The following is a 21,033-nucleotide window of genomic DNA, read 5'->3' on the forward strand; positions in this document are numbered from 1 at the left end:
TAGCACTACCTGTTAGATATTCTTGTCATCGCAAAAATCAGGGTTTAACAAGAAAAAACGTCTTGCAGTATTTGCCGCTATTACAATAATTGGAATATCTTTTGCATACTATAATGCACAAATCAACTCTGGATATCATCATGTAAAGGTCTGGAACTTTGATTCAGATCAAAATGGAACTATTCCTCAAGGGTTTGCTGATATGTCTACAGATCAAAAGTCTTCTTGGATAGTAAGGTCAGAACCTAGTGCAGTCTCAAAACCAAATGTGTTGGAAAGAATACCGAACAATGATAATCTTACTGACTATCACCTGCAATTAATTCCTGATTCGCCATCTATTGATACTGAAAATGTTACAATGAAGTTCAAGATTGTATCAGGTGAAAATGCAAAGTCTGCAGGCATGATTCTTAGGTTTATTGACCAGAAACATTACTTTGTCTTGATGGCTGACTCGGCACAAAACAGGCTCTCATTATGTAAAAATACGCCTGAGTTTCTGATATGCAATTACGATAAATCAGTCACTATTGCACCTGGTGAGTGGCATACTATGGAGGCACTGGTTTCATCACAAGGAATCGCTGCATCTATTGACGGTCAACTCCTCATTAGGGCAAACGACCACAATTACCAGTCTGGAGCAGTTGGCATGTGGACCAAGAAAGATACTGGTGCATATTTTGATGATTTCAAAATAGAATACTAGATAAAACGAAAAAAGACATCTACTATTTAGTACACCACCAATCTGAAAAATATGACTGTTGAAGTTTAACAAAATTTGTATGAGATAAGGAATCAACTATGACAACACCTTGTGCATAAGGATTTACGTCGTCATAGTAGGTAAACGCACCTTTTCTATCAAATGTGTGTGAAAATATTCCGTTTGATGGAATACTTGGACTAGAAAACCATCCATCTGGACCTCGCTGTCCACTACCACTCATGATCCTGTGATCAACGGTGTCTCTATTTACCCATGTAACAGTATCTTCTTTTTCAATCGTTATTTGGCATGGAGTAAAACAAGATTTCTTCATTGTACATCCTGCGATGTAAATAATGTGTGACTTATTTCCATGACTATTTGTCTGAGAATCTGCATATGATGTAGGAATTATGGTAATTAGTACGAAGGTAAAAAATAATGCCATTATCATGTTTTTCATGATCTATAATGTCTAGTTAGTACTATTAATATTGAGATTCATTCTAAGCCTGTTCTAAGGTGGTTTTTATTGAACACTAAAATTGTAAGCAAACTCACGTTATGATATTATGACACAAAACAACAATGATGAAAAATTTCTCAAGATTCAACTCATACTTGCAGTAATACCCACATTTGTAACTCAACTAATCGCATTCTACAGGATACGAAAGTTAATTTACGGAATAATTATCGAAGTCATAATATTTTTTGTAGACTTGGTAATTCAGATGAGTATTTCATGGCCCTTTGGAATGATAATTGCACTTCCAATATCTATTCTAGTTCCACTTTACTATGTGAGAAAGTGGACTTTGGAATTTAACAAAGCCCAACATCAGTTCTGATTTTTAAAAAATAGTTTCTACTAGATTGCACTTAAAATGAAAAGAGAGGGGGTGATTGTTTTAAATCACTTGCCAAGGTCTTGTTGCGAATGTAACCGCATATCCTACTCCAATGACTATCGATTGATAGACTACGTTTGCATATGGAATTGGTTTTACGATTGGATCGCCTGTTACCACGACTGTTTGTCCTGGACCTAGACCTGGACCGATGCTTGCTACGTTAAGCTGCGTATGCATGTGATATACTGCTGGTTCGAGTGCCTTTATGGTTAATTGGTACGGGATCACTGAGTTTGCTGGTATCGTGATTACGTTACCAGGTGGATCTCTTGCTACAATCTCCCATCTGTTACCAGCGTTGGATGAGTCACCGTATACTGTGTACCAGCCTCGCAAGTCTCTGTTTACAAGACTTACAAATTTACCAGATACTGTTAGAGTGTCTCCTGTGTGAACAGATTGTTTTGACCAAGTCTCACCATCTATTCTGACGAAACGACTCTGTAACTGTGCCTGGACACCATGTGCCTCAGCATGTTGGAACATTTGTGCTAATGATGGTCCAACTGCTCCAAGTGCTACTATCACACCTATTGCAGCCACAATAAACTTCTTATCGACCATATCGCTTAACTAAACCAACTGAGAAACTACAACGATATATATTTTGCCCCATCAGATCCATCTGATGAATTGACTTTATGATATGCATCCATGTTAATCATAGCTTATGCCGTTTTTAGCATCATATTATTCTGTAATTGTATGTTGACTTTACTTAATCTCAATATAATTTCAGGCTGTATGCTGTAAAAACTATATTTTATTTTATAGAAATCATAACTCATCTTTTAAATAACTGTGAATCATTCCACACATCATGGCACAAATGCCGACATTAATTCCAAAAGAAGTCGAAATCCAGAGACTGAAAAAGATCTGGCTTATCGTCATCGCATTGGGATCAATCGCTGCATCAGTAGAGGTCGATAACTTCGTAGACGGATCTTTACACCAGACATCAATCAGAGATAGTGCCTTCACACCAGCACACTGGTGGTTATACAGCCACTTCATTGCTCTTCCATTAGGATGGGGAATGGTAGCTGTCTATGACAGAAAGGTACCAATTCTGAGAGGTCCAAACAACTCAATGAACACCGGTCTCAAGATGACCATCCTTGGTTACTTGGCAACCATGTTCACAATAGGTGTCAATGAGATGTGGCACTTCTGGTATGTAGAGGAGATCTTCGCAGTTCCAAACCACTGGATGTTCAACATGGGTGTCGTAGTTGCTTTCATGGGCGCACTTGCCTATGTAGTAAGAGTATACGCACGACTCGTCGAACTTGGAGCAGAAACACCAGGTGAGAACCCATACATTGCAGAAATGTACAAGATGGCCCTCGAAGGCAAATTGTACAGTAGATCAATCCCATAAACGCGCAAAAGCGCTTTTTTCTTATTTTTCTCCGATCAACTTAACGCAAGTTATACCTCACCATAGGAAAAGATTTAAAAACATACATCTGTCAATAAATCCAAATGACCTTACCAAAAGGATTCGGTACAGGTGGCGGAGCTTCCAGTTCCGACGTCAGTAAAATGATAGGCAAACGTGTAGAGGACATGGTTGGACTCATCACTGGTGCATTCGTTGCACTCTGGGCAGGAACATGGGGAGGAGTTGCCGTTGCAACTGTTTATTATCCATGGGCATATCCACCGCCAAGCGCACACTTTGCGTTAACTGTACTTACAATCATAGAAGCTATTGGGTACTTGTTCTCTGTTAAGGTAGTAACAGAAGGTACCTCAAAAGCGAAGACGTACAATGGTCTTATAGCTGGTGTGATCGCAGCAATTGCTATCGCAACACTTGTGACTGACTGTGTCTTCTTCGGATAGGAAAATTCCTTTTCATTCTTTTCTTTTATTATTCTTCGGTAGAGCTATCTCAAAATGAGATAATGTTTATTTTCTGCTGATCTCGGACATCATAAAATTTTATATACATCACTTCCCGCATACAAACCAATGGTCTGGCTAAGACGATGTACTCACTACTTATTCATAGTAGTGGTAGCAGTCAACTCGACCTTGTTGACAATCAACGCAGGAGACTACATCTTCTATACTGACTGGATGTGGACATCTTATGTGATATTTACTCTATCACAATCATTGATGCTCGCAGTCGGTGCAGCATACTACCTTACGTTCACTGGCGTTCCAGGAACAGCAACATACTATGCACTAATAATGACAGTGTATACTTGGATTGCAAAAGGTGCGTGGTTCTCCTTAGGATATCCATACAGCTTCGTCGTTGTGCCAATGTGGATTCCATCTGCAATATTGATGGATTTGGCATATTGGGCAACAAAGAGAAACAAACACTCTTTGATCCTGATAGGCGGTGTACTCTGTGGTATGTCAATGTCGTTGTTCAACATGATCAATCTAATCACAATAGATGATCCTCTTGAGACTGCTTTCAAATACCCAAGAACCACATTGCCTCCATACATGACTCCAATAGAACCCCAAGTAGGAAAGTTCTATGATAGTCCCGTCGCGCTAGGTGCAGGTGCTAGTGCAGTTTTGACAGTAACGATGACTGCATTGGGAACCAAGCTTACAACATGGACATACAGATGGATGGCAGCCTGGTCTAAGTGGGATTAAATCCCCTTCTCCTTTTACTTTTATTCGAATTTACTCTAAGCTATCTTGTCTTTTATTTTTGATTAAAAAAAGTTACACAACGTGTGATCTTTTGTTATCTAATTAAACGAAATATAATTTTCCAATTAGTTGGTATTGAAACAAGAATACCAGCTAATCTCAGTTGCGCCAAAACCATTTGTCAAATGGGCAGGAGGCAAGAGACAGCTCTTACCTGTCATTACAAGTCACATTCCTAGTAAATTCGAGAGATATTTTGAGCCGTTCCTAGGGGGAGGTGCAGTCTTTTTTTCACTTGTCTCCAAAGAAAGAAAAAAGTGGTTAATCTCTGACCTTAATTCTGATCTGATATTGTCATATGTCACAATTAGGGATAAAGTGAAGGAACTTGTTTTATCACTAGAAAACCACGCTGAAAATTATTCCAAAAACCAGAGTGCGTACTATTACAAGGTACGAGAAGCAAATCCAAAAAATGAAATTGATAAAGTTTCAAGATTGATCTTTCTTAACAAGACATGCTTTAATGGGTTATACCGCGTAAACAGCAAAGGAAAATTCAATGTTCCTGTTGGAAGATACGTAAATCCAAACATTGTAAACAAGGAAAATCTTTTTGAAGTAAGCAAAACATTGCAATCAAAAGACATTTCAATCAAATGCCAAGATTTTGAAGATGCACTAAAAGGGGTAGGACATGGGGATTTTGTATATCTAGATCCACCTTACCAGCCAGTTAGTACCACTGCTAGCTTTACTAGTTATACCGACAGTGACTTTGATTTTAGTGACCAAGAAAGACTCTATGCAAAATTCAAGGCACTTGATAAAAAAGGTGTCAAGGTGTTATTATCAAACTCAAAATCTGGTGAAATAATAAAACTCTTCAAAGAGTTTTCAGATGGAATAATAGAGATAAACGCAAATAGGTTCATCAATTCTGTGTCACAAAAGAGAACTGGACACACTGAGTTGTTGATTAAAAACTACTAGTAAAAAACACAATTTTTCAATAAGATAGAGTAAAATCAAAGATGTTTCCAGTCCTTGATTGTCTTGAATTCTGGAAATAAAGGAAAGATTTTACAAATGGCCAAAAATGTGAGTATTGAACTCTTGGAAGAGACAAGGTCGCTACATGACATCCTGGAGACCTGTAAGGATGCCTGTAAAATGATTGGAATCTCTGATGAAAATGCATGGTTAGACCTTGAAATTAACGGCTATCTAGTACGATACAAAACAAGAGATGAACTATATCAAAACCTTCCATCATACAGAAAGACCTCTTGGAAGTTTTATGATCTTTATGGAAATCCAGTCACTTTGCCACCTGACATGATGGATCTATTTGGCAGGTCTACAGTATATCACCCCATTAAGGAACTGGAGGGCAAAAATCTGATAACTGTTGAAAGCAAGTTCCTAGACAAGTTTAACAAATTTATCGCAGAGCATGGGGTGGATCAAGTATCTAAAAGTTTGAGAATTCATGAAGCTAGAATTTCAAAAGATGACATCAAGCAGGTCCTTGATGGCATAAAGAAAAGAATCCAAGAGTTGCTTGATGTGATAATCTCTCTCTTGGAAGTAGAGTAAAGACAACACTAACCTTTGTACTACAATCTCTTATTGATGAAAAGTTAATCTGCTAGTTTCACAATATGCTTTCATACAAAATATAGACTCCAAAATTAATTCGAATTCTTTTCCTTTGATTCGTAGTATAGTCTATCAAGAGAAAGTTTGTTTGACGATGAAGGTCAAATGGAGGAAATTTTAGAGCATGACTAGTTTTGGTCCCATTGGAGGGCTGATGATTGGTATTTTTGGACTCTTGATTGCTGTCTATGGATTAGATGTGCATGAGCCTTTCTCAAGTCAACGTTTTTTCTTGGAGTGGTTTGTGCTGCAAGCGGGGGTATTATTGTATGGATGAGCAATAGAAAACAAGGCAATTCCATTCCAACACAAAAGTATGATGTAACATCACAAAAACTAGAACCAAAAACTGACCCTGTAAAATACCGAAATATCTATGACGGCTCACCTGTTCTACAAAGAACGGTAGACACTGCAGGAATAATATTGGAATGTAATCAAGTATATGTCAAAAATTTTGGCTCTTCAAAAGAAGACGTTATTGGAAAATCACTCTTTGATCATACTGCCGAAAAAAGTATAGATAATATGCGTAAAACCTTTGAGATATGGAAAAAATCCGGTAGGGTAGAAAACATTGAGATTTGGTTCAAACGAAAAGATGGAACTGTTTTTCCTGGATTGATAAGTGCAAATAACATCTACGATGACAAGGGCAAATTAATAGGAAGTAACACTGCGATAAGGGACATATCCGAAATCTACCAAGCACATAGTGTTTTGGGAGACCATGAAAAACAAAGAATTCAACTTGATGAACTAAAAAAGATAAACTCTACAAAGGAAGAATTCTACATGATGGTTGCAAAAGAATGTCAAATACCTATAGAACCGATAAGAAAATATGCCAAAGTTCTAAGTGATACATCTCTTGGAAGTTTGACTGCAAAACAATCTGAGGCAGTAAACGAAATCTATGACAATGCTATGAAATTGGAACAGTTGATGCGTGATATCATTGACGTACAAAAACTTAGCAGCAATACAATGGAATTCAAGAAAGAAAAATTCACTGTTGACAGTTTCATGAATGGTATAGTGGAAACATGTTCTCCCATGATGAAGGAAAAGAAGATAGAGTTTGTAAACTCCACTGGTATAAAAAGGGCATTAACAAGTGATAAAATAAGACTCGGTGAGGTTTTCTACAATCTTGTACAAAATGCAGTTGATTTTGTGCCTACAAATGGGGGAAAAATTGAGATTAAAGCAAAGGAAGAAGAAGGAGACTCGATTCTGTTTTATGTAAAAGACAATGGAATAGGAATCTTGGAAAAAAGAAAGGACTCGGTCTTCAAAAAATTCTATCAGGTGGATATATCTTTTAAGAGAAAATATGGAGGAAGTGGATTTGGATTGGTAATTTGTAAGGGAATTGTTGAAAATCTGGGCGGGAAAATTTGGTTTGAAAGCAAAGAAGGAGAAGGCACTACATTTTATTTTTCAATTCCGAAATAACCTTGAAAAACATCAAGCTTCGAACGGGATTCGATCCCGCGACCTTTACCTTACCAAGGTAACGCTCTACCAGGCTGAGCTATCGAAGCATGACAAGCTCGCTCTTCTGAATCCTTATTAATCTTACTTGGGTCTGGAAAATTTTTTTCATAAAACGTTTAATTTCTCCGACATCTCGCTAATAAAACGCAGGAGTCGCCGAGCCTGGCCAAAGAAGGTTTAATGGCCTTTGGACGCGCGGGACTTAAGATCATACTAATGGGTGATCCCGTCTCTTAGGGGTTCGTGGGTTCAAATCCCNAAATCCCACCTCCTGCACCTTTTATCTTTGGTGCTTTATTCCTCTAGCGTTTAAAACTTCGTAAATCTCTGGAAGAGAAAATACAAATCCGACATGAACACAATTTTTCTCTTCACATAGTAAACAGTATAGCTCATTATTCTGTACTGCTACTTCGGCTATTCTGTTTTTGATGTTGTCCTTTATTACAACTCTGTCATCATCAACGGAAATTTTTTCAAGTTTTGGAGCATATCTTGCAAAGGTGTCATCCTTCTGCATTAGATCTTCCATCATGAATGTAATGTATCCTGCAAAACTGTTTACTCCCTTCATTGCAAGTTCGTGCTTGCTTTTCTTGTAAGTATCATGGAATCTGTTGTACACTTCCTCTGAAATTGTTATTGATTTGAATCCTGCTTTTGGCATATTACTTACCTATACCGTACTTTAAAGTACAAATATTTAACACTTTTGGCTACAAATGTTCCTACTAATGGTTAGCTTCATTTCAACTATTATTGACAGTAAAACACACGATGAATGTTATGGTACTATGTAACGTTATGTTGAAAAATAAATTAATATTTTCAATTTGATAAAATTTCTAACCTGTAAAATCCGAAAAAATCCTGATCAAGTCTTTTAAGTATTTGGTATCAATTCTGCGTTTTTCTTATTTACTTTTTTGGTTATTGTAATGATAGTGCGCTAGTAGTATACCACATACCACGCTCACATAACTTGGACCAACCAGACCATACCAAAGTACCGGTCAGCAAGGACCTATCTTGGTCCTTGTTGATTTTATTAATGCTATATACCAGAAACCTAAACAAGGTTTGTGGCACGTGAATATGATGTAGATAAGATACGTGAAAAATTGATTGATGTTCTCAGTCCTGCCAAGACTGGATTGACAGGAATTGAAATTGCAGAAAAACTACGAATTAACCGTGTGACAATGTCAAAATATCTAAAAATCCTTGCCGGGGAAGGACTGATAAAACAAAAAAACATGGGCAGTGTAAATCTGTGGTTTATTGAAGAAGGGGTGGATAAACTCAATTTTCCAGCAGACTTTTTCCAAGTTCAAAACAAGTATCTAGAATATGTCTTGGCTGGATCAGCCAGGGAAGCACATACTCTCATTAGAACCTCACTTCATTCAGGAGCTGCACCTGCAAAGATAGTGGGTGAAGTAATAATTCCAACAATTGAGGCAGTTGAAAGTTCCTATAATGGTGGAAAGATGGGTCGTTCTGAAAAAAATTTTCTCGATGAGATAATCTCAACCTCAATCTCCTTGATTGGTCTCTTGGAAGAAGATGTGAATCCAAAAAAGAATGTCGTTATTTTGGCTACTGATTATCAAAATGCACTTTTTGCTCAGGCTGCTTCTGCTGCGCTTCGTACGGAAAAATGGAAAGTTTCACTGCTTGGTGACATGTCGTCTGCAATAGATGTGATGTTTGACATTGACTTGCAGAGGTTTCTCAATAAGATATGGCCTAAACGTGAAGGTGTGATGATAATTGTAATATTTTCCTCAAAAGAAGGAGAAATCAAATTCTTTTCACAGGCAGTTGATACCAGCACAGAAAAATTTGGAAAAAATCTTCATCTTGCATTATGTACAAAGATCGTGAAAAAGACCAAGACTGGTATGGATTTTGTATCTAGTGATGTTGAAACCTTGTTACAATGGTGTCAGACGGTATTCGAGAGTTATCAGAATCAATGATGAATTATTTCTAGAATCTTGAAAGGAAGTTTGGCAAAGTCAATATCTTTTTCAACTGAAATTAAAAGAATATTCTCGTTTACTGGAAAACTCATGATGATCAACATATCTCTGTATGACATGGCAAATTTCACTGGACCTAAAACCTTGTCAAACTCCTTTCGCATTTTTGCTCTCAAAACTAGTTCCATGTATAACATTTCATCATCTCTTGAATCTTCCAAAGACTTGAATCCTGGTTTCATTCCTCCTGCCACCAGTCTGCCGTTTTCATTAATCAGGCCTGCAAATCTTATTCGTGAATCTAACTCCAAAACTTGTTTACACATCTCGTCTTTGTCCATGTCAGTTCTCTTCCTTGTCTGAAAGATATGCTGGTAGCTTAAATCTTGACAACAAAAGTGTAACAAATTCTTCCTATTTATTGAAATCTATTGTAGATAGATTGAAAACTAGTGGGCCGAATGGGATTTGAACCCACGACCTTTCGATATCTGAATAATTTTATCAGTCGAACGCTCCAGCCAAGCTGAGCTATCGGCCCGAAATTTTTTTTACCGACTGTCATTTAAGTCTGCTGGCTTTTCCATTTGATAGAACAACCCATGGATGGGTCAAAATCTTTCTCTATCTTAGTTTTGGAAAGAACTTTTTCTATGTTTAGTATCATTGTCTTCTCTGTAGGCTTGTCCTCTGGCTTCATTGCATTGTCTATTCTTCCATGAAAAACTAATTTTCCGTCACTGTCAAAAAGAAACGGATCTGGTGTACACACCGCGCCGTATTTTTTTGCAATCTCCTGAGTCTCATCGACCAAGTATGTAAACTCTAAACCTTTTTCTTTTGCAAATATCTTCATGCTGTCAAAACTGTCATCTGGATATTTTGTTGCATCGTTACTGTTAATTCCTATCATTGCAATTTTTCCCTTGAACTTGTCGTAGATTTCATTTAATGCTTCTACTTTGGCCTGTACATATGGGCAATGATTACACATGAAAATTATCAATTTTGCTTTATAGTCTTTGTATTCAGAAAGAGAATGTTTCTTATCGTCAATTCCTAGTAGGTTAAAGTCTGGAGCTTTGTCCCCTGCTTTTAGGACTATTTCTGATTTTAACAATACCATAAATATCTCACAGAATAATATCCATAAAATCTTTGCCACCTAAAGGCAACAATTAAAATCTATGCGGTTTTCAAATTCTGTAATGGGCTGGTAGTTCAGCGGTAGAATACTCGCCTTGCACGCGAGGGGTCAGGGGTTCAAATCACCTCCAGTCCACTCCTTTTTGGTCACTTTTCATGGTNAGCCTTTTGAAATGAATTCCTCTACCTGATCAAGTCTTGTCACAATCTGAATTGTTTGTTCTATGAATTCAGATTCACTTGTTACAAGTTCTGCATTTCTTGTTTCGTTGTCTTGTTGTGTTTTCAACTGCTCCTCTGTTTGCATTTCAAGATCCAAAAATTCCTGACTTCGCTTGAAAGCATTTTTCATCTCTTTGATGAGAGCATTTGGAAGTACGCCTTTGTTTGTAGTGTATCTTGCTTCCATGCTTCCACTGTGTCCCATGAAGAAGACCCTGAAATCATGTGCAATCTTTCCCCTTGATTCAGCCATCAATAGCTGTGTATCAAAGAACGCTCGAAGCACATATGGTCTCCACTGGAATCTTGGTCTGAAAGCCTCTCTGATGTTTTTGCAAATTCTTCTTGTTGGAAGAAATTTCTTACCAGTATTGTTTCCTCGGTAAATGTTGTAGCTTGTGTCAGGAGCTATCACAGCAGAGTCAGGACCAATCTTCTCGCTTCTTGCTAATCTGTCATTGAGATATGCAAGGAGTTTTCTTGTGCCATTCTCTGTGAGGAAGGTGACATACTGGTGTCTTGCCTTTGAGAGGTTCTTTCGTACTATGATTATTGGAGGCATTGAGATGCAAATTGCTTTTCCATCTTCTATTACAATGTCTGGCATGTCTCTTATCACAAGACCGTCTGTTCCGTCATGATTCCCTAGAACCTGTGGTCTTAGACCTGCCTTTGCAATCAAAGATATTTCTGTAGATGTTCGAAGAGATGCCCTGTTGAAGATCTCTGTAATCTCTTTTGCATCAGGTACTCTTTCGTGTTGAAGTGTTGGTGTCGAGTCCGCTTCATTGATCTTTATTCTCCGTCTTATCTCAATGTCAAAGTGGCGCAACCACGACTTGATTGCAGTCACCGTGCTTTCGATATAGCCGGGAGACTTGGACTCCATCCATGTTATGTGGTCTTGGATGATGTCTGTCACAACTCGCAGATCTTTGATGGCAATCTCAGCAAGTTCCATTGGAGCAATCTTGCGTACTTCGCAGAAATATGATAGTCTGCGGAGTCTCATTTCTGCTGTCAATACACTTCCTCTTGCCGTATTGTCAAACCAACGCTTTACATCTGGATTTGCAAGCAATTGTTCTTTTTTTGTCTGTTTTTTGGCAGTAGTTGTTTGATGTAGTTGTTCTGTCATTTTGTTTCCCATATCAGACCGCACAGCTCTGCGGTCCTCATCAGCCAAAACAAGGTGTTTAGCGGTATTTACCTTTTTCATCTTATTTGTACTCCGTATTCTTGGAAAGTGTGTCTCTGTGTTCGTGATTGGGCATATTGTAAAAGATCGTCAATTAATAAATAAGAGATACTCGGAAAAAAGAGAGTAAATTCATGAAACAAGAAGAGGTTCAGGAGGCGATAGTTNTATGGTTCTATAATTGAGAGATCAAATTGAAAATAAGAAGATTTTAGATTGGAACTTAAGACCAAAAACGGTTAGTATTTTGGTGACAGCTCCAACTGATATCACTTTTCCGTAATAGTATTTAGATCATGCTGATAAATCACACGTTTACTTTTTAAACGAATTTTGCGGTACTCTTTTGCTAATTAAAAAAAGCGATCTTGAGATACGTTCACGACTTATGCGCTAGGTTTACTCAGAAATTCAGAAACAAATTTTTTAAATTCTGGATCTGACAACTCTTTTCTTTTTTGTACAAGAAATGCAGCATCATCGCCTGCGGTATACCTTAGATTGGGACTCTGTGATGTGACTGCCTCAAGTACCACTTTTGCAACCTTATCAGGCAAACTTCCATTTTGTAAAAAGGAATTCATTAGGCCCAGAAGTTGTTGCATGTTTTTAAAATATGGAGAGTTTGAGTCACGACTTTTTGCAGGTATTACCATTCCACTATCAAAATTAGTTTTAATTGCACCAGGTTCTATTAGTACAACTTTGATTCCAAATGGTTCAAGATCATATGCAATGGATTCACTTAGACCTTCTACTGCAAATTTTGTACTGATGTATGGAGAAAAGTATGGCAATGCTATTTTTCCTCCTATTGAACTAATGTTTACAATAATGCCGCTTTTTTGCTCTCTCATTGTAGGTAAAACTGCTTGAGTTACTCTGATCAAGCCAAAGACGTTTGTTTCAAACTGTGCTCTTAGTTCACTTATTGAGACATCCTCAAGTGCACCGCCAAGACCATAGCCTGCATTGTTTACTAGAACATCTATTCTTCCCGCATCTGATTTTATACTTTTAATGGCATCATTTACAGATTTTTCGTCAGTGACATCTAGTTTCGTAATTTTTAATTGTAGTTGTTCTTTCTTTGCTACTTCTGAAAGAGTTTTAGCTTTTTCTAAATTTCTCACAGTAGCAAATGTGCGAAAACCATTTCTTGCAAGTATTAATGCAGTCTCATATCCTATTCCGCTTGCACTACCTGTGACTACGGCAACTTTGTGATCTGACATTTTTCTGTTTTAATTATGCATGAGCAAGTAATAAACACGATAGTGAAGGTATAGAAAGTAGGTTAACTGTTAGCAAGTTAATATTTTCAGTATTCAGATCACGTTGTATTTTTGTATCACTGTTTATTTTACTGTGGGTAGTATCTGTTCTTTTTTCAATTCTTGTACTAGTCTTACAGATATTGCAAGAATACTTGGATGTTCGGCGGATTTGCTTAAATTAGTTTGATACCGCCTCTCATTTTGGAATAATTTACTCAGGTTTTCATCCTGTTTACTGCCAGTAGCAGTCCCTGAAGTAATACCTCAGGCCTTGGAGGACATCCTGGAATATAGACATCAACTGGAACAACATTGTCAATTCCTCCCGTTGTTGCATACGTATCACCAAATATCCCGCCGCTGCACGCACATGCACCTACGGCAATTACAATTTTTGGATCAGGCGTTGCTTCATAGGTTCGCAGCAGAGCAATTGCCATATTTCTTGAAGCAGGTCCGGTTACCAACAAGACATCGGCATGTCTTGGCGAAGCTACAAAATGAATTCCAAATCGTTCAATATCATAAATGGGATTGTTAAGGGCGGTAATTTCAATTTCACAACCGTTGCATGAACCAGCATCAACCTGCCGTATTGCAAGTGATCTGCCAAACATTTTTTGAATTTTTTCTTTTAATTCATTGCCAATTTGCTCATAAGATTTTTCTGAAGGCAAAGTTTGTGGACTAGAATAATCAATTATCTGGCTTTTCATCTTTGCAGGAATAGCTGGTTTGTTGCTAATTTTGATAGTTTGTGGTGCAGATTCGCTGCAGTAACCACACATGATGCATTTGCCATTATCCAAACCCATCGCATTATTTTCTTTGATTGAAAACAGTGCCTTTGTTGGACAGATGTCTTCAAGTATCTTTCTTTGATCATTTGTTGGCTCTGCCGTAAAGATTGCGCTTCCGTGATAATTTTCACTTGAAAGAGAATCTGACAGATTCTTGATGGTCTCAATACCATTTCCCACTATGCCCTTTCTCGCTGTCTTGATCATAGGTCATTCCCCGAATAGGACAGATCCAGACTTTTATTGACTAGTGGAAAGTCTGGTACTATATCATTTAACACAGCCTGCTCTATAACAGGCCAGTTACAAAATGAGGCAGTTCTAATCTTGTATCTAAATATCGAGTTATTCTCCCCCATCATGACCCAGTGAAGTGTTTGCCCTCTATGAGATTCAGCCCATCCAAGCGATGATCTGAACGGTTCAAGACGTTCTGGAATGCTTGTAAACAACGCATCATTCTCAAGATCAAGCGATTTTCTGATCATATCAAAGGAATCTCGGACTTCTTGTACGCGTATCTCAAATCGTGCCAAGGCATCCCCAGTTCGTTTTTCCATCGCAATTTGGTGTTGCATCATTTCTTGCGGTGTTTTGTGATTGTCCAAGTCATAACTTCCATAAGGATGATCGTATCTTGTATCAACCTCTATTCCTACACACCTAGCAACTATCCCTACTGTTCCAAGATCATGTGCAATTTTTTTTGGAATAGCTCCAGTGCCGCGCAATCTGTCCATGAAAGATGATTTTGATTTTAGGAGTATTATGATCTTGCCAAAATCATCTGAAATTTCACTTAGAGTTTTAAGAATTAATTTTTTATTTTCATCTGTTATGTCGCATCGTACTCCTCCAATTCTGTTGACTCCAAAAAGAATGCGGCTTCCGCTCAGTGATTCATTAAGACGCATCAGCCTTTCTTTTAGGATATTCAGTCTTGCAGCCCCAAAAGGAAAACTTGCATCAGTTGAGATTCCTGCCAATGTCCCTACGTGATTATAGATTCTTTCCAGCTCTGCAAAAATAGTTCTGATTTTTTTTGCCCTCTTTGGGATCTCTACTTGAGATATCTTTTCAATTGCTTGACAAAATGCTGATGAATTTGCCACAGACTCGTCTCCAGCTATGCGCTCAGACAATAGTACTGCTTCATCAAGTCTCATTGATTCTGCAAGTTTTTCCATTCCCTTGTGCGTGTAAAAAAGACGGGTTTCCAGATTGATTATGTTCTCTCCCAAAATACTAAATCTAAAGTGACCTGGTTCTATGATTCCAGCATGCACAGGACCTACAGGAATTTCACATATTCCCTCACCGTGGACTCTCAAAAACGGGTACTCTTTTTCTTGTCTTTTGACCTTTGTCTCAAGTTCAAACTCCTTTCTCAGAGGGAAAACATCATCAGGCCAGTGTTCATGCAAGACTAGGGGTCTTTCATCAGGATTTCCGGTCGGAATCAAGCCAAACATGTCTTTTATCTCCCGTTCGTAAAGTGCGGCAGCTGGAACATGCAAGGCAATACTTGGAAAAGAAAAACTTGGACCCGTAGAAACTATGATGAAAATAAAACCGTCATCTTTTTCAAATACATAGCGGATTATAAATCCTCCAATATTTTTTTGTTCATCAGAACAAATTATTGTTGCAAGTCTTGCATTCAGATTTTTATAAACATAATCACATATTTTTGGCATGTCATTTAATTCTGCATTGAGATGTAGCTCATCATTGATTTGGCGAACCTTTGTTATTTTGTTTGAAAACTTGTCTGCAATCTCTTTTGCATAATTTTCTAGATTTGTGTTACTCATGCAAATCCTCCTCCGCTAATTATTGTCGATGCATTCTGTATCAGTGTCTGTAACTGTGTCGGTATGTAGATTCCAAAGATAACTACAAGTGAGCACAATATTGCCATCGGTATTATTGCAAGTTTGCCCATTTCCCCTTTTTTCATTTCTGAAAGAGGATTTCCAAAAATCATTTTAACAAGATGTCTCAAAAATACTGCAAAGGTTATGACCAGAAATAAAATTACCAGCGATGTTGCAACAAACTGTCCACTCTTAAAACCAGAACTTAGAATCATAAATTCACTCAAGAAAATATTGAATGGTGGCATACCTACAAGAGCAAGTCCACCTATCAAAAACAAAATACCAGTAACTGGCATCACTGTGATTATTCCTTTTATTTTTGACATGGCTTTTGCTTCATATTTCTGGCTTACCGATCCGCTTGCAAAGAACATCAGAGGTTTTGCCATGGCATGATTTACAATCTGAAGTAATGCACCGTAGATTCCAAACAGGCCTCCAAAGCCAATACCAAGCGATATGAGGCCCATGTGCTCTACGCTAGAATAGGCAAGCATTCTTTTCATGTCTTTTTGGAAGTAAATTGATGCTGCTGCAATCCCAATAGAAACGACCGCAAGTATTATCAAAAGTTGGTTCGAAAATTCTGGCCCTATTGATACGCTGCTTACTATATGGAAGCGAATTATGGCATAAAATGCGCAGTTTAGTAATACTCCTGACAAGACTGCGCTTACAGGTGTTGGAGCTTCACTATGTGCATCAGGAAGCCAAGTGTGCATCGGAGCAAGACCAGCTTTTGTTCCAAATCCTACAAGTATGAAAACAAATGCAATTTTGACCAAGTTTGGATCAAAAAGTTTTGCATTGTGCACCATTCCAGTCCAATTCATGGCATCATCAGAAGTATTTGCATTGATATTTGCATAATAGAAAAATACTGTTCCAATAAGTGCAAAGGAAAGACCGACTGTTGCAATTATCAGATATTTCCATGCAGCCTCGATTGCATTTTCCTTAAAGTAAAGCATTATCAGCAGAACTGATACAAGTGTTGTAGCTTCAACCATCACCCACATTATTCCCAAGTTGTTTGCTATTGGAACCACAAGCATGGTTAGCAAAAACACATTGAAGCCTTGATAGTATCTTACAATGTGTTTGTCGTCTACTGTACCGTTGTCATACTGTCTGCCCATATAGTTTTTAGAATATAATGCGGCGACAAAACCTACAACTGAAACTGAAAGTAGAATTACTGCACTTAATGAATCCACATAGAATGTATTTCCAAATGCAGTGATGGTTTTTTCAGACACTATTCTTGATACCAGAAGGAGTACCTGAATCAAAATAAGAAATGCGGTGCATATGGTTATGATTCCAATCATTTTTTTCTTTTTTATGACTGTCACAAGGCCTGTCCCAACTATTGGAGGCAAAAGAAGGAACAGTATTGTTAGGTTAGATATGAGAGTGTCCATTAATCATCCCTCAAATTCTCTAGCTTGCCTACATCTAGGCTATCAAATGTACGGCTTATTCTGAAAAGCAGTATGGAAGAGATCAAAATGCCAACAAGAATGTCCACGAATATTCCTATCTCAATTAACAGAGACACTCCATGTGTTAACGCCATAGCAAAGAGAAATAGCCCATTTTCTATGATCAAAAGTCCTACGACCTGGCTTAGCACAGTCCTTCTGTTTACAAGCACAAATAGTCCGATGAAAAACTGGGCCATTGAAACAGGAAGGTATGCGTTTACAATTTGGTCAGATTTGAATGGAATTTGTTGAATAAGAAAATATGACAGAGCCACTAGCAGTGCTGAAATTATTACTGATGCACGAATGCTTACATACGGATTGGTTTCAAGCTTGAATTCAATTTCGAGTTTTCTTGTAACATATGTTAGAACTTTGGGAATGATGATTGATTTTATTACCAGAGTCAGGCCAGCCGCAATGTAAATTTCCCAAATTCCCGTAACATATCCTATGATGGCAGTTACTCCAGAAAGTACTATTGATTGGTATCGGTATGCGTTTAACCAATCCATGAATCCACGTGTCGCAACAATGCCAAACGTAGCAATCAACAGTATTGCGCCAGAAATTGTCAAAACATCAAATTGTATTGTTTCCATAAAAATCACTAAAGATAGCAGAGAACTATTCCTATCATCGAAGTAGCTATTGCTATTGCAATCAGGTCAGGTATCCTAAAGAGCCTCCACTTTGCAACAGACGATTCTGAAAAAGCAACAAAGATTCCAAATAGTGAAATTTTTCCAATAAATGCTAAAAATCCTACCGCAAGAGAGGACAGCAAAACGGATGAGGAAATTCCCCATGGAACAAAGATGTTTACCATCAATGTGAAAAGTATGATTTGTTTGATGGACTGGGACCATTCCATTAAGGCCAAACTCTTACCTGAATATTCCAAAATCATCGTCTCATGAACCATGGTGAGTTCAAGATGTGTAGCAGGATTATCAAACGGCAATCTGCCTGTCTCACCTAGTATGATGATGAACAAGCCTATTGCGGCAAAGATGATTTGCGGATGAGGTAGAAATGACGCGTTTGAAGATGCCCCAATTAGCGTGCTCAAATTTGTCCCACCATATGTTATTGCCACAACAAATATGCTCAGAAAAAGTGCAGGCTCTAAAAGAGCAGAGATCATCATCTCCCTGCTGCTCCCAAGTCCGCCAAAGGAGCTTGCTACATCCAACCCTGCAAGCATTGTGAAAAATCTACCAAGTGCAAAAAGTCCTACAACAAGAAGAAGATCACCTACCAGTCCAAAAGGTGTGTATACTAAAAATACTGGAATAAAAAATGCAGCCGTTGTCATTGCTGCAAAGTTAACCCATGGACATGCCCTGAAGATCCAAGATGCTTGATCCGACACAATCTCATCTTTTCGTACTAGTTTTAACAGATCATAGTATGGTTGCAAAACGCTAGCACCAATTCTTTTTTGTGTTCTTGCCTTTGTTTTTCGTATTATTCCGGTTAGCAGTGGGGCCAGTACCAGTATGACTAGTACTTGGGCTAGTCCAATTACGATCATTGTAATACTAGGCATTATTGCTCAACCTCACAAATAGCAAGAGTAGAACGAGTGTTATCATGATGTAAAGCAGGTATGCGTTTATCTTTCCAGTCTGGAGCCTGCGCACCTTGTCAAAAAAGAAAACAAATGAAGAAACTATCGGAGTATAAAGTAGATCTTCGAAAATATTTTTTATTGCAGTTTCAATTTTTATAGTCTTTAGTTGGTAAGGGTTTTCTCCAAAAGATTCTTTCTCGGTTTGATTATGGGGCCTAAAAAAAACCTTAAAGACTGTACGTATTGGCTGTGAAAGAGATGTCGGAGTATACTCCATTCTCTCATTGAGGCTACCGAATCCACAATCCCAGGTTCCGTACTTGGTCTTTTTGGTATTACCGCTCAATACACGAATAAAGCCAAAGATTGCAATTGAGACTGATGAGAGCATAATCACAACAACAGGCATGGAAAGATTTGCAAAACTTTTGCCAGAACTGTTCTGAATTGCTATGGAATCAAATGGACTTGACGGTTGAGAAGGCATGTGGAATGCAGTAGATATCAAGGATGTACCAAGATATGGTGCAACACCAAACAATACACAGACTGCAGCAAGAATTGACATTCCCAAAATCATGCTGTGTGGAACCTCTTTGATGTTTATGGCAAACTTACTTCTTGCCTTGGAGAGAAATGTCATACCAAACAGTTTGACAAATGTTGCAGCCGCAATTCCTATTGTCAGTGCAAAAGGCAGACTTGCAAAAGCAATAGAAATTTGGAGTATGGTTGATGGAACGTGATAACTTGACAACAGAGACTGCATTGTAAACCATTCACTTATGAATCCGTTAAATGGAGGAAGTCCCGAAATTGAAATTGCTCCAATCAAAAACAACAAGGCAGTCCAAGGCATTTGTTTTACAAGACCGCCTAGATGTTCGATATTTTTTGTGTGTGTTACTGACACCACAGAGCCTGCTCCCATAAAGAGCAGGCCTTTGAATACTGCATGGTTGATTGTGTGATACATGCTTGCCACCAGTGCAAGCACAGCAAATGCGGCAAGCTGAAATGATGTAAAAACTACAGACAGCCCAAGGCCAATTAGTATTATCCCGATATTTTCAATACTTGAAAAGGCAAGGGCTCGCTTGATGTCACGCTCTACCACCGCATACAGGACTCCAATTATAGCCGATACAGAACCAAAAGCGATTAGGAGCATTCCCCACCATGCAAAATCAGGCGAGGCGCCAAATCCGCTAAAATCAAAAATCGTTCTTATCATTCCATAGATGCCAATTTTTATCATAACTGCCGACATGAGAGCGGAAACATTGCTTGGTGCTGACGGATGGGCCTTTGGCAGCCAGACATGCAGTGGTACCATTCCTGCCTTTGTTCCAAATCCAATAAGCGCAAAAACAAATACAAGGTTTTTTACAAGCAAAGGAAAACCTGCTGAATCATGACGAAATGAATCAAAACTAAAGCTTCCAGTTTGGATGTAGCCTAACAAAAATGATGCAAAGATGAACGCGGTTCCAAAATGCGTCATTACAAGGTAGGTCATTCCAGACTTGATGTTTTCCTCTTTATCATGATCATAAATAACTAGGAAGAATGATGTTAGCGACATCACTTCCCAAAATAATAAAAAGAAAAAGGCATTGTTCGATGCCACTACAAGAACCATTGAAAGTATGAACACATTGAAAAGAAATCCTAGTACCATGGTTCTTTTTTTGACTTGATATTCCTTTGAATATCCAATAGAATATACCGATACTGCAAACGAAACTATTCCTACAATCAAAAGGAAAAATGCGGCTATTCCGTCAACAAAGATTTCAAGATCAAAGAAAGGGATCACATTTGGAACCATCCACGTCATGGGTTTTCCCGTGATGATATCAATGGAAAACATGATTGTAAAAACAGATCCGATCATGGCAGAACCAAAAATTGCATGTCGTGCAAATCTGTTGTTGCGTAGTAGCAAGCCAACTAGTGCACCGCCTAGGAATGTCAGAATTGAGATCTGGAACAAGACAAGATTGCTAAACATTTTTTGTCAGCTTATCAAGCCCTTGA

21 protein-coding genes and 4 tRNA genes are annotated in these 21,033 nt (G+C 38.2%); 11 read left to right on the plus strand and 14 right to left on the minus strand.

The annotated features are described in order from the left end of the window. Positions 1–22 precede the first annotated feature (22 nt). Positions 23–712, plus strand: coding sequence for a hypothetical protein (locus DYY66_RS09050; RefSeq protein WP_166288394.1), 690 nt, complete (start codon positions 23–25; stop codon positions 710–712). Positions 713–734: 22 nt separating this feature from the next. Here DYY66_RS09050 and DYY66_RS09055 read toward each other — a convergent pair whose 3' ends face one another. Further along, positions 735–1,178 (minus strand): hypothetical protein, encoded by a 444-nt coding sequence (locus tag DYY66_RS09055; protein ID WP_166288397.1) that lies wholly within the window; start codon positions 1,176–1,178, stop codon positions 735–737. A 109-nt stretch (positions 1,179–1,287) separates the two neighbouring features. Here DYY66_RS09055 and DYY66_RS09060 point away from each other — a divergent pair, with 109 nt between their 5' ends. Next, positions 1,288–1,566 (plus strand): hypothetical protein, encoded by a 279-nt coding sequence (locus tag DYY66_RS09060; protein WP_166288400.1) that lies wholly within the window; start codon positions 1,288–1,290, stop codon positions 1,564–1,566. 60 nt (positions 1,567–1,626) lie between these two features. Here the strand turns inward: DYY66_RS09060 and DYY66_RS09065 are convergent, their stop codons facing one another. Continuing rightward, positions 1,627–2,193, minus strand: a complete 567-nt coding sequence (locus tag DYY66_RS09065; protein WP_166288403.1) for a methane monooxygenase/ammonia monooxygenase subunit B — start codon at positions 2,191–2,193, stop codon at positions 1,627–1,629. Positions 2,194–2,449: 256 nt separating this feature from the next. On the opposite strand from DYY66_RS09065, the gene DYY66_RS09070 reads away from it, so the two are divergent. From DYY66_RS09070 to DYY66_RS09095, 6 genes are all read left to right on the plus strand, one after another. Next, entirely contained in the window at positions 2,450–3,013 is a 564-nt protein-coding gene (locus DYY66_RS09070) for a methane monooxygenase/ammonia monooxygenase subunit C (protein ID WP_166288406.1), read from the plus strand. Between the two features lie 104 nt (positions 3,014–3,117). Beyond that, entirely contained in the window at positions 3,118–3,480 is a 363-nt protein-coding gene (locus DYY66_RS09075) for a hypothetical protein (RefSeq protein ID WP_166288409.1), read from the plus strand. 129 nt (positions 3,481–3,609) lie between these two features. Then, complete coding sequence (locus tag DYY66_RS09080) at positions 3,610–4,260, plus strand: ammonia monooxygenase (RefSeq protein ID WP_166288412.1); 651 nt, start codon at positions 3,610–3,612, stop codon at positions 4,258–4,260. Positions 4,261–4,395: 135 nt separating this feature from the next. Beyond that, complete coding sequence (locus tag DYY66_RS09085) at positions 4,396–5,253, plus strand: DNA adenine methylase (RefSeq protein WP_166288415.1); 858 nt, start codon at positions 4,396–4,398, stop codon at positions 5,251–5,253. A 63-nt stretch (positions 5,254–5,316) separates the two neighbouring features. After that, complete coding sequence (locus tag DYY66_RS09090; protein ID WP_218583695.1) at positions 5,317–5,859, plus strand: hypothetical protein; 543 nt, start codon at positions 5,317–5,319, stop codon at positions 5,857–5,859. A 336-nt stretch (positions 5,860–6,195) separates the two neighbouring features. Continuing rightward, entirely contained in the window at positions 6,196–7,380 is a 1,185-nt protein-coding gene (locus tag DYY66_RS09095; protein WP_166288420.1) for a PAS domain-containing sensor histidine kinase, read from the plus strand. A gap of 15 nt (positions 7,381–7,395) precedes the next feature. Here DYY66_RS09095 and DYY66_RS09100 read toward each other — a convergent pair. Further along, a tRNA-Thr gene (locus DYY66_RS09100) sits at positions 7,396–7,469 on the minus strand. A gap of 99 nt (positions 7,470–7,568) precedes the next feature. Between DYY66_RS09100 and DYY66_RS09105 the strand changes: the two genes are divergently transcribed. Continuing rightward, positions 7,569–7,698: transfer RNA gene (locus tag DYY66_RS09105), tRNA-Leu, on the plus strand. A gap of 4 nt (positions 7,699–7,702) precedes the next feature. On the opposite strand, the gene DYY66_RS09110 is transcribed toward DYY66_RS09105, so the two are convergent. Further along, positions 7,703–8,089, minus strand: coding sequence for a hypothetical protein (locus tag DYY66_RS09110; protein WP_166288424.1), 387 nt, complete (start codon positions 8,087–8,089; stop codon positions 7,703–7,705). A 415-nt stretch (positions 8,090–8,504) separates the two neighbouring features. On the opposite strand from DYY66_RS09110, the gene DYY66_RS09115 reads away from it, so the two are divergent. After that, positions 8,505–9,404 carry a winged helix-turn-helix domain-containing protein gene (locus tag DYY66_RS09115; protein ID WP_166288427.1) on the plus strand — a complete coding sequence of 300 codons (900 nt, stop codon included), beginning with the start codon at positions 8,505–8,507 and terminating at the stop codon, positions 9,402–9,404. On the opposite strand, the gene DYY66_RS09120 is transcribed toward DYY66_RS09115, so the two are convergent. The 3 genes from DYY66_RS09120 to DYY66_RS09130 all read right to left on the minus strand — a co-directional run bounded on the left by DYY66_RS09120 (position 9,398) and on the right by DYY66_RS09130 (position 10,533). Continuing rightward, entirely contained in the window at positions 9,398–9,748 is a 351-nt protein-coding gene (locus DYY66_RS09120; RefSeq protein WP_166288430.1) for a DUF6659 family protein, read from the minus strand. The two genes, DYY66_RS09115 and DYY66_RS09120, sit on opposite strands and share 7 nt — an antisense overlap. A gap of 112 nt (positions 9,749–9,860) precedes the next feature. After that, positions 9,861–9,948 (minus strand) — tRNA-Ile (locus DYY66_RS09125). A 24-nt stretch (positions 9,949–9,972) separates the two neighbouring features. Then, the gene (locus tag DYY66_RS09130) at positions 9,973–10,533 is read right to left on the minus strand and encodes a thioredoxin family protein (protein WP_166288433.1); all 561 of its coding nucleotides are present in this window, start codon (positions 10,531–10,533) and stop codon (positions 9,973–9,975) included. 84 nt (positions 10,534–10,617) lie between these two features. Here DYY66_RS09130 and DYY66_RS09135 point away from each other — a divergent pair. Beyond that, positions 10,618–10,689: transfer RNA gene (locus tag DYY66_RS09135), tRNA-Ala, on the plus strand. Positions 10,690–12,359: 1,670 nt separating this feature from the next. Here DYY66_RS09135 and DYY66_RS09145 read toward each other — a convergent pair. The 7 genes from DYY66_RS09145 to hyfB form a co-directional block, all read right to left on the minus strand. Then, positions 12,360–13,208, minus strand: a complete 849-nt coding sequence (locus DYY66_RS09145; protein ID WP_166288439.1) for an SDR family oxidoreductase — start codon at positions 13,206–13,208, stop codon at positions 12,360–12,362. Positions 13,209–13,465: 257 nt separating this feature from the next. Continuing rightward, a complete protein-coding gene (gene nuoB, locus DYY66_RS09150; protein WP_166288442.1) occupies positions 13,466–14,257 on the minus strand; it encodes an NADH-quinone oxidoreductase subunit B family protein in 792 nt (263 codons plus the stop codon). Then, positions 14,254–15,864, minus strand: a complete 1,611-nt coding sequence (locus DYY66_RS09155) for an NADH-quinone oxidoreductase subunit C (RefSeq protein WP_166288445.1) — start codon at positions 15,862–15,864, stop codon at positions 14,254–14,256. Before DYY66_RS09155 ends, nuoB begins: the two co-directional genes overlap by 4 nt. Continuing rightward, positions 15,861–17,354 carry a hydrogenase 4 subunit F gene (locus DYY66_RS09160; protein WP_166288448.1) on the minus strand — a complete coding sequence of 498 codons (1,494 nt, stop codon included), beginning with the start codon at positions 17,352–17,354 and terminating at the stop codon, positions 15,861–15,863. The genes DYY66_RS09155 and DYY66_RS09160 overlap by 4 nt, the downstream gene beginning before the upstream one ends. Further along, positions 17,354–18,019 (minus strand): NADH-quinone oxidoreductase subunit K, encoded by a 666-nt coding sequence (locus tag DYY66_RS09165; RefSeq protein ID WP_166288451.1) that lies wholly within the window; start codon positions 18,017–18,019, stop codon positions 17,354–17,356. Before DYY66_RS09165 ends, DYY66_RS09160 begins: the two co-directional genes overlap by 1 nt. An 8-nt stretch (positions 18,020–18,027) precedes the next feature. Next, positions 18,028–18,969 (minus strand): respiratory chain complex I subunit 1 family protein, encoded by a 942-nt coding sequence (locus tag DYY66_RS09170; RefSeq protein WP_255496410.1) that lies wholly within the window; start codon positions 18,967–18,969, stop codon positions 18,028–18,030. Continuing rightward, on the minus strand, positions 18,962–21,007 hold the full coding sequence (hyfB, locus tag DYY66_RS09175; RefSeq protein ID WP_166288454.1) for a hydrogenase 4 subunit B: 2,046 nt from the start codon (positions 21,005–21,007) through the stop codon (positions 18,962–18,964). Before hyfB ends, DYY66_RS09170 begins: the two co-directional genes overlap by 8 nt. Positions 21,008–21,033 lie beyond the last annotated feature (26 nt).

The organism is Candidatus Nitrosotalea sp. FS, from assembly GCF_011319475.1.
In the GTDB taxonomy this organism is placed as follows: Archaea; Thermoproteota; Nitrososphaeria; order Nitrososphaerales; family Nitrosopumilaceae; genus Nitrosotalea.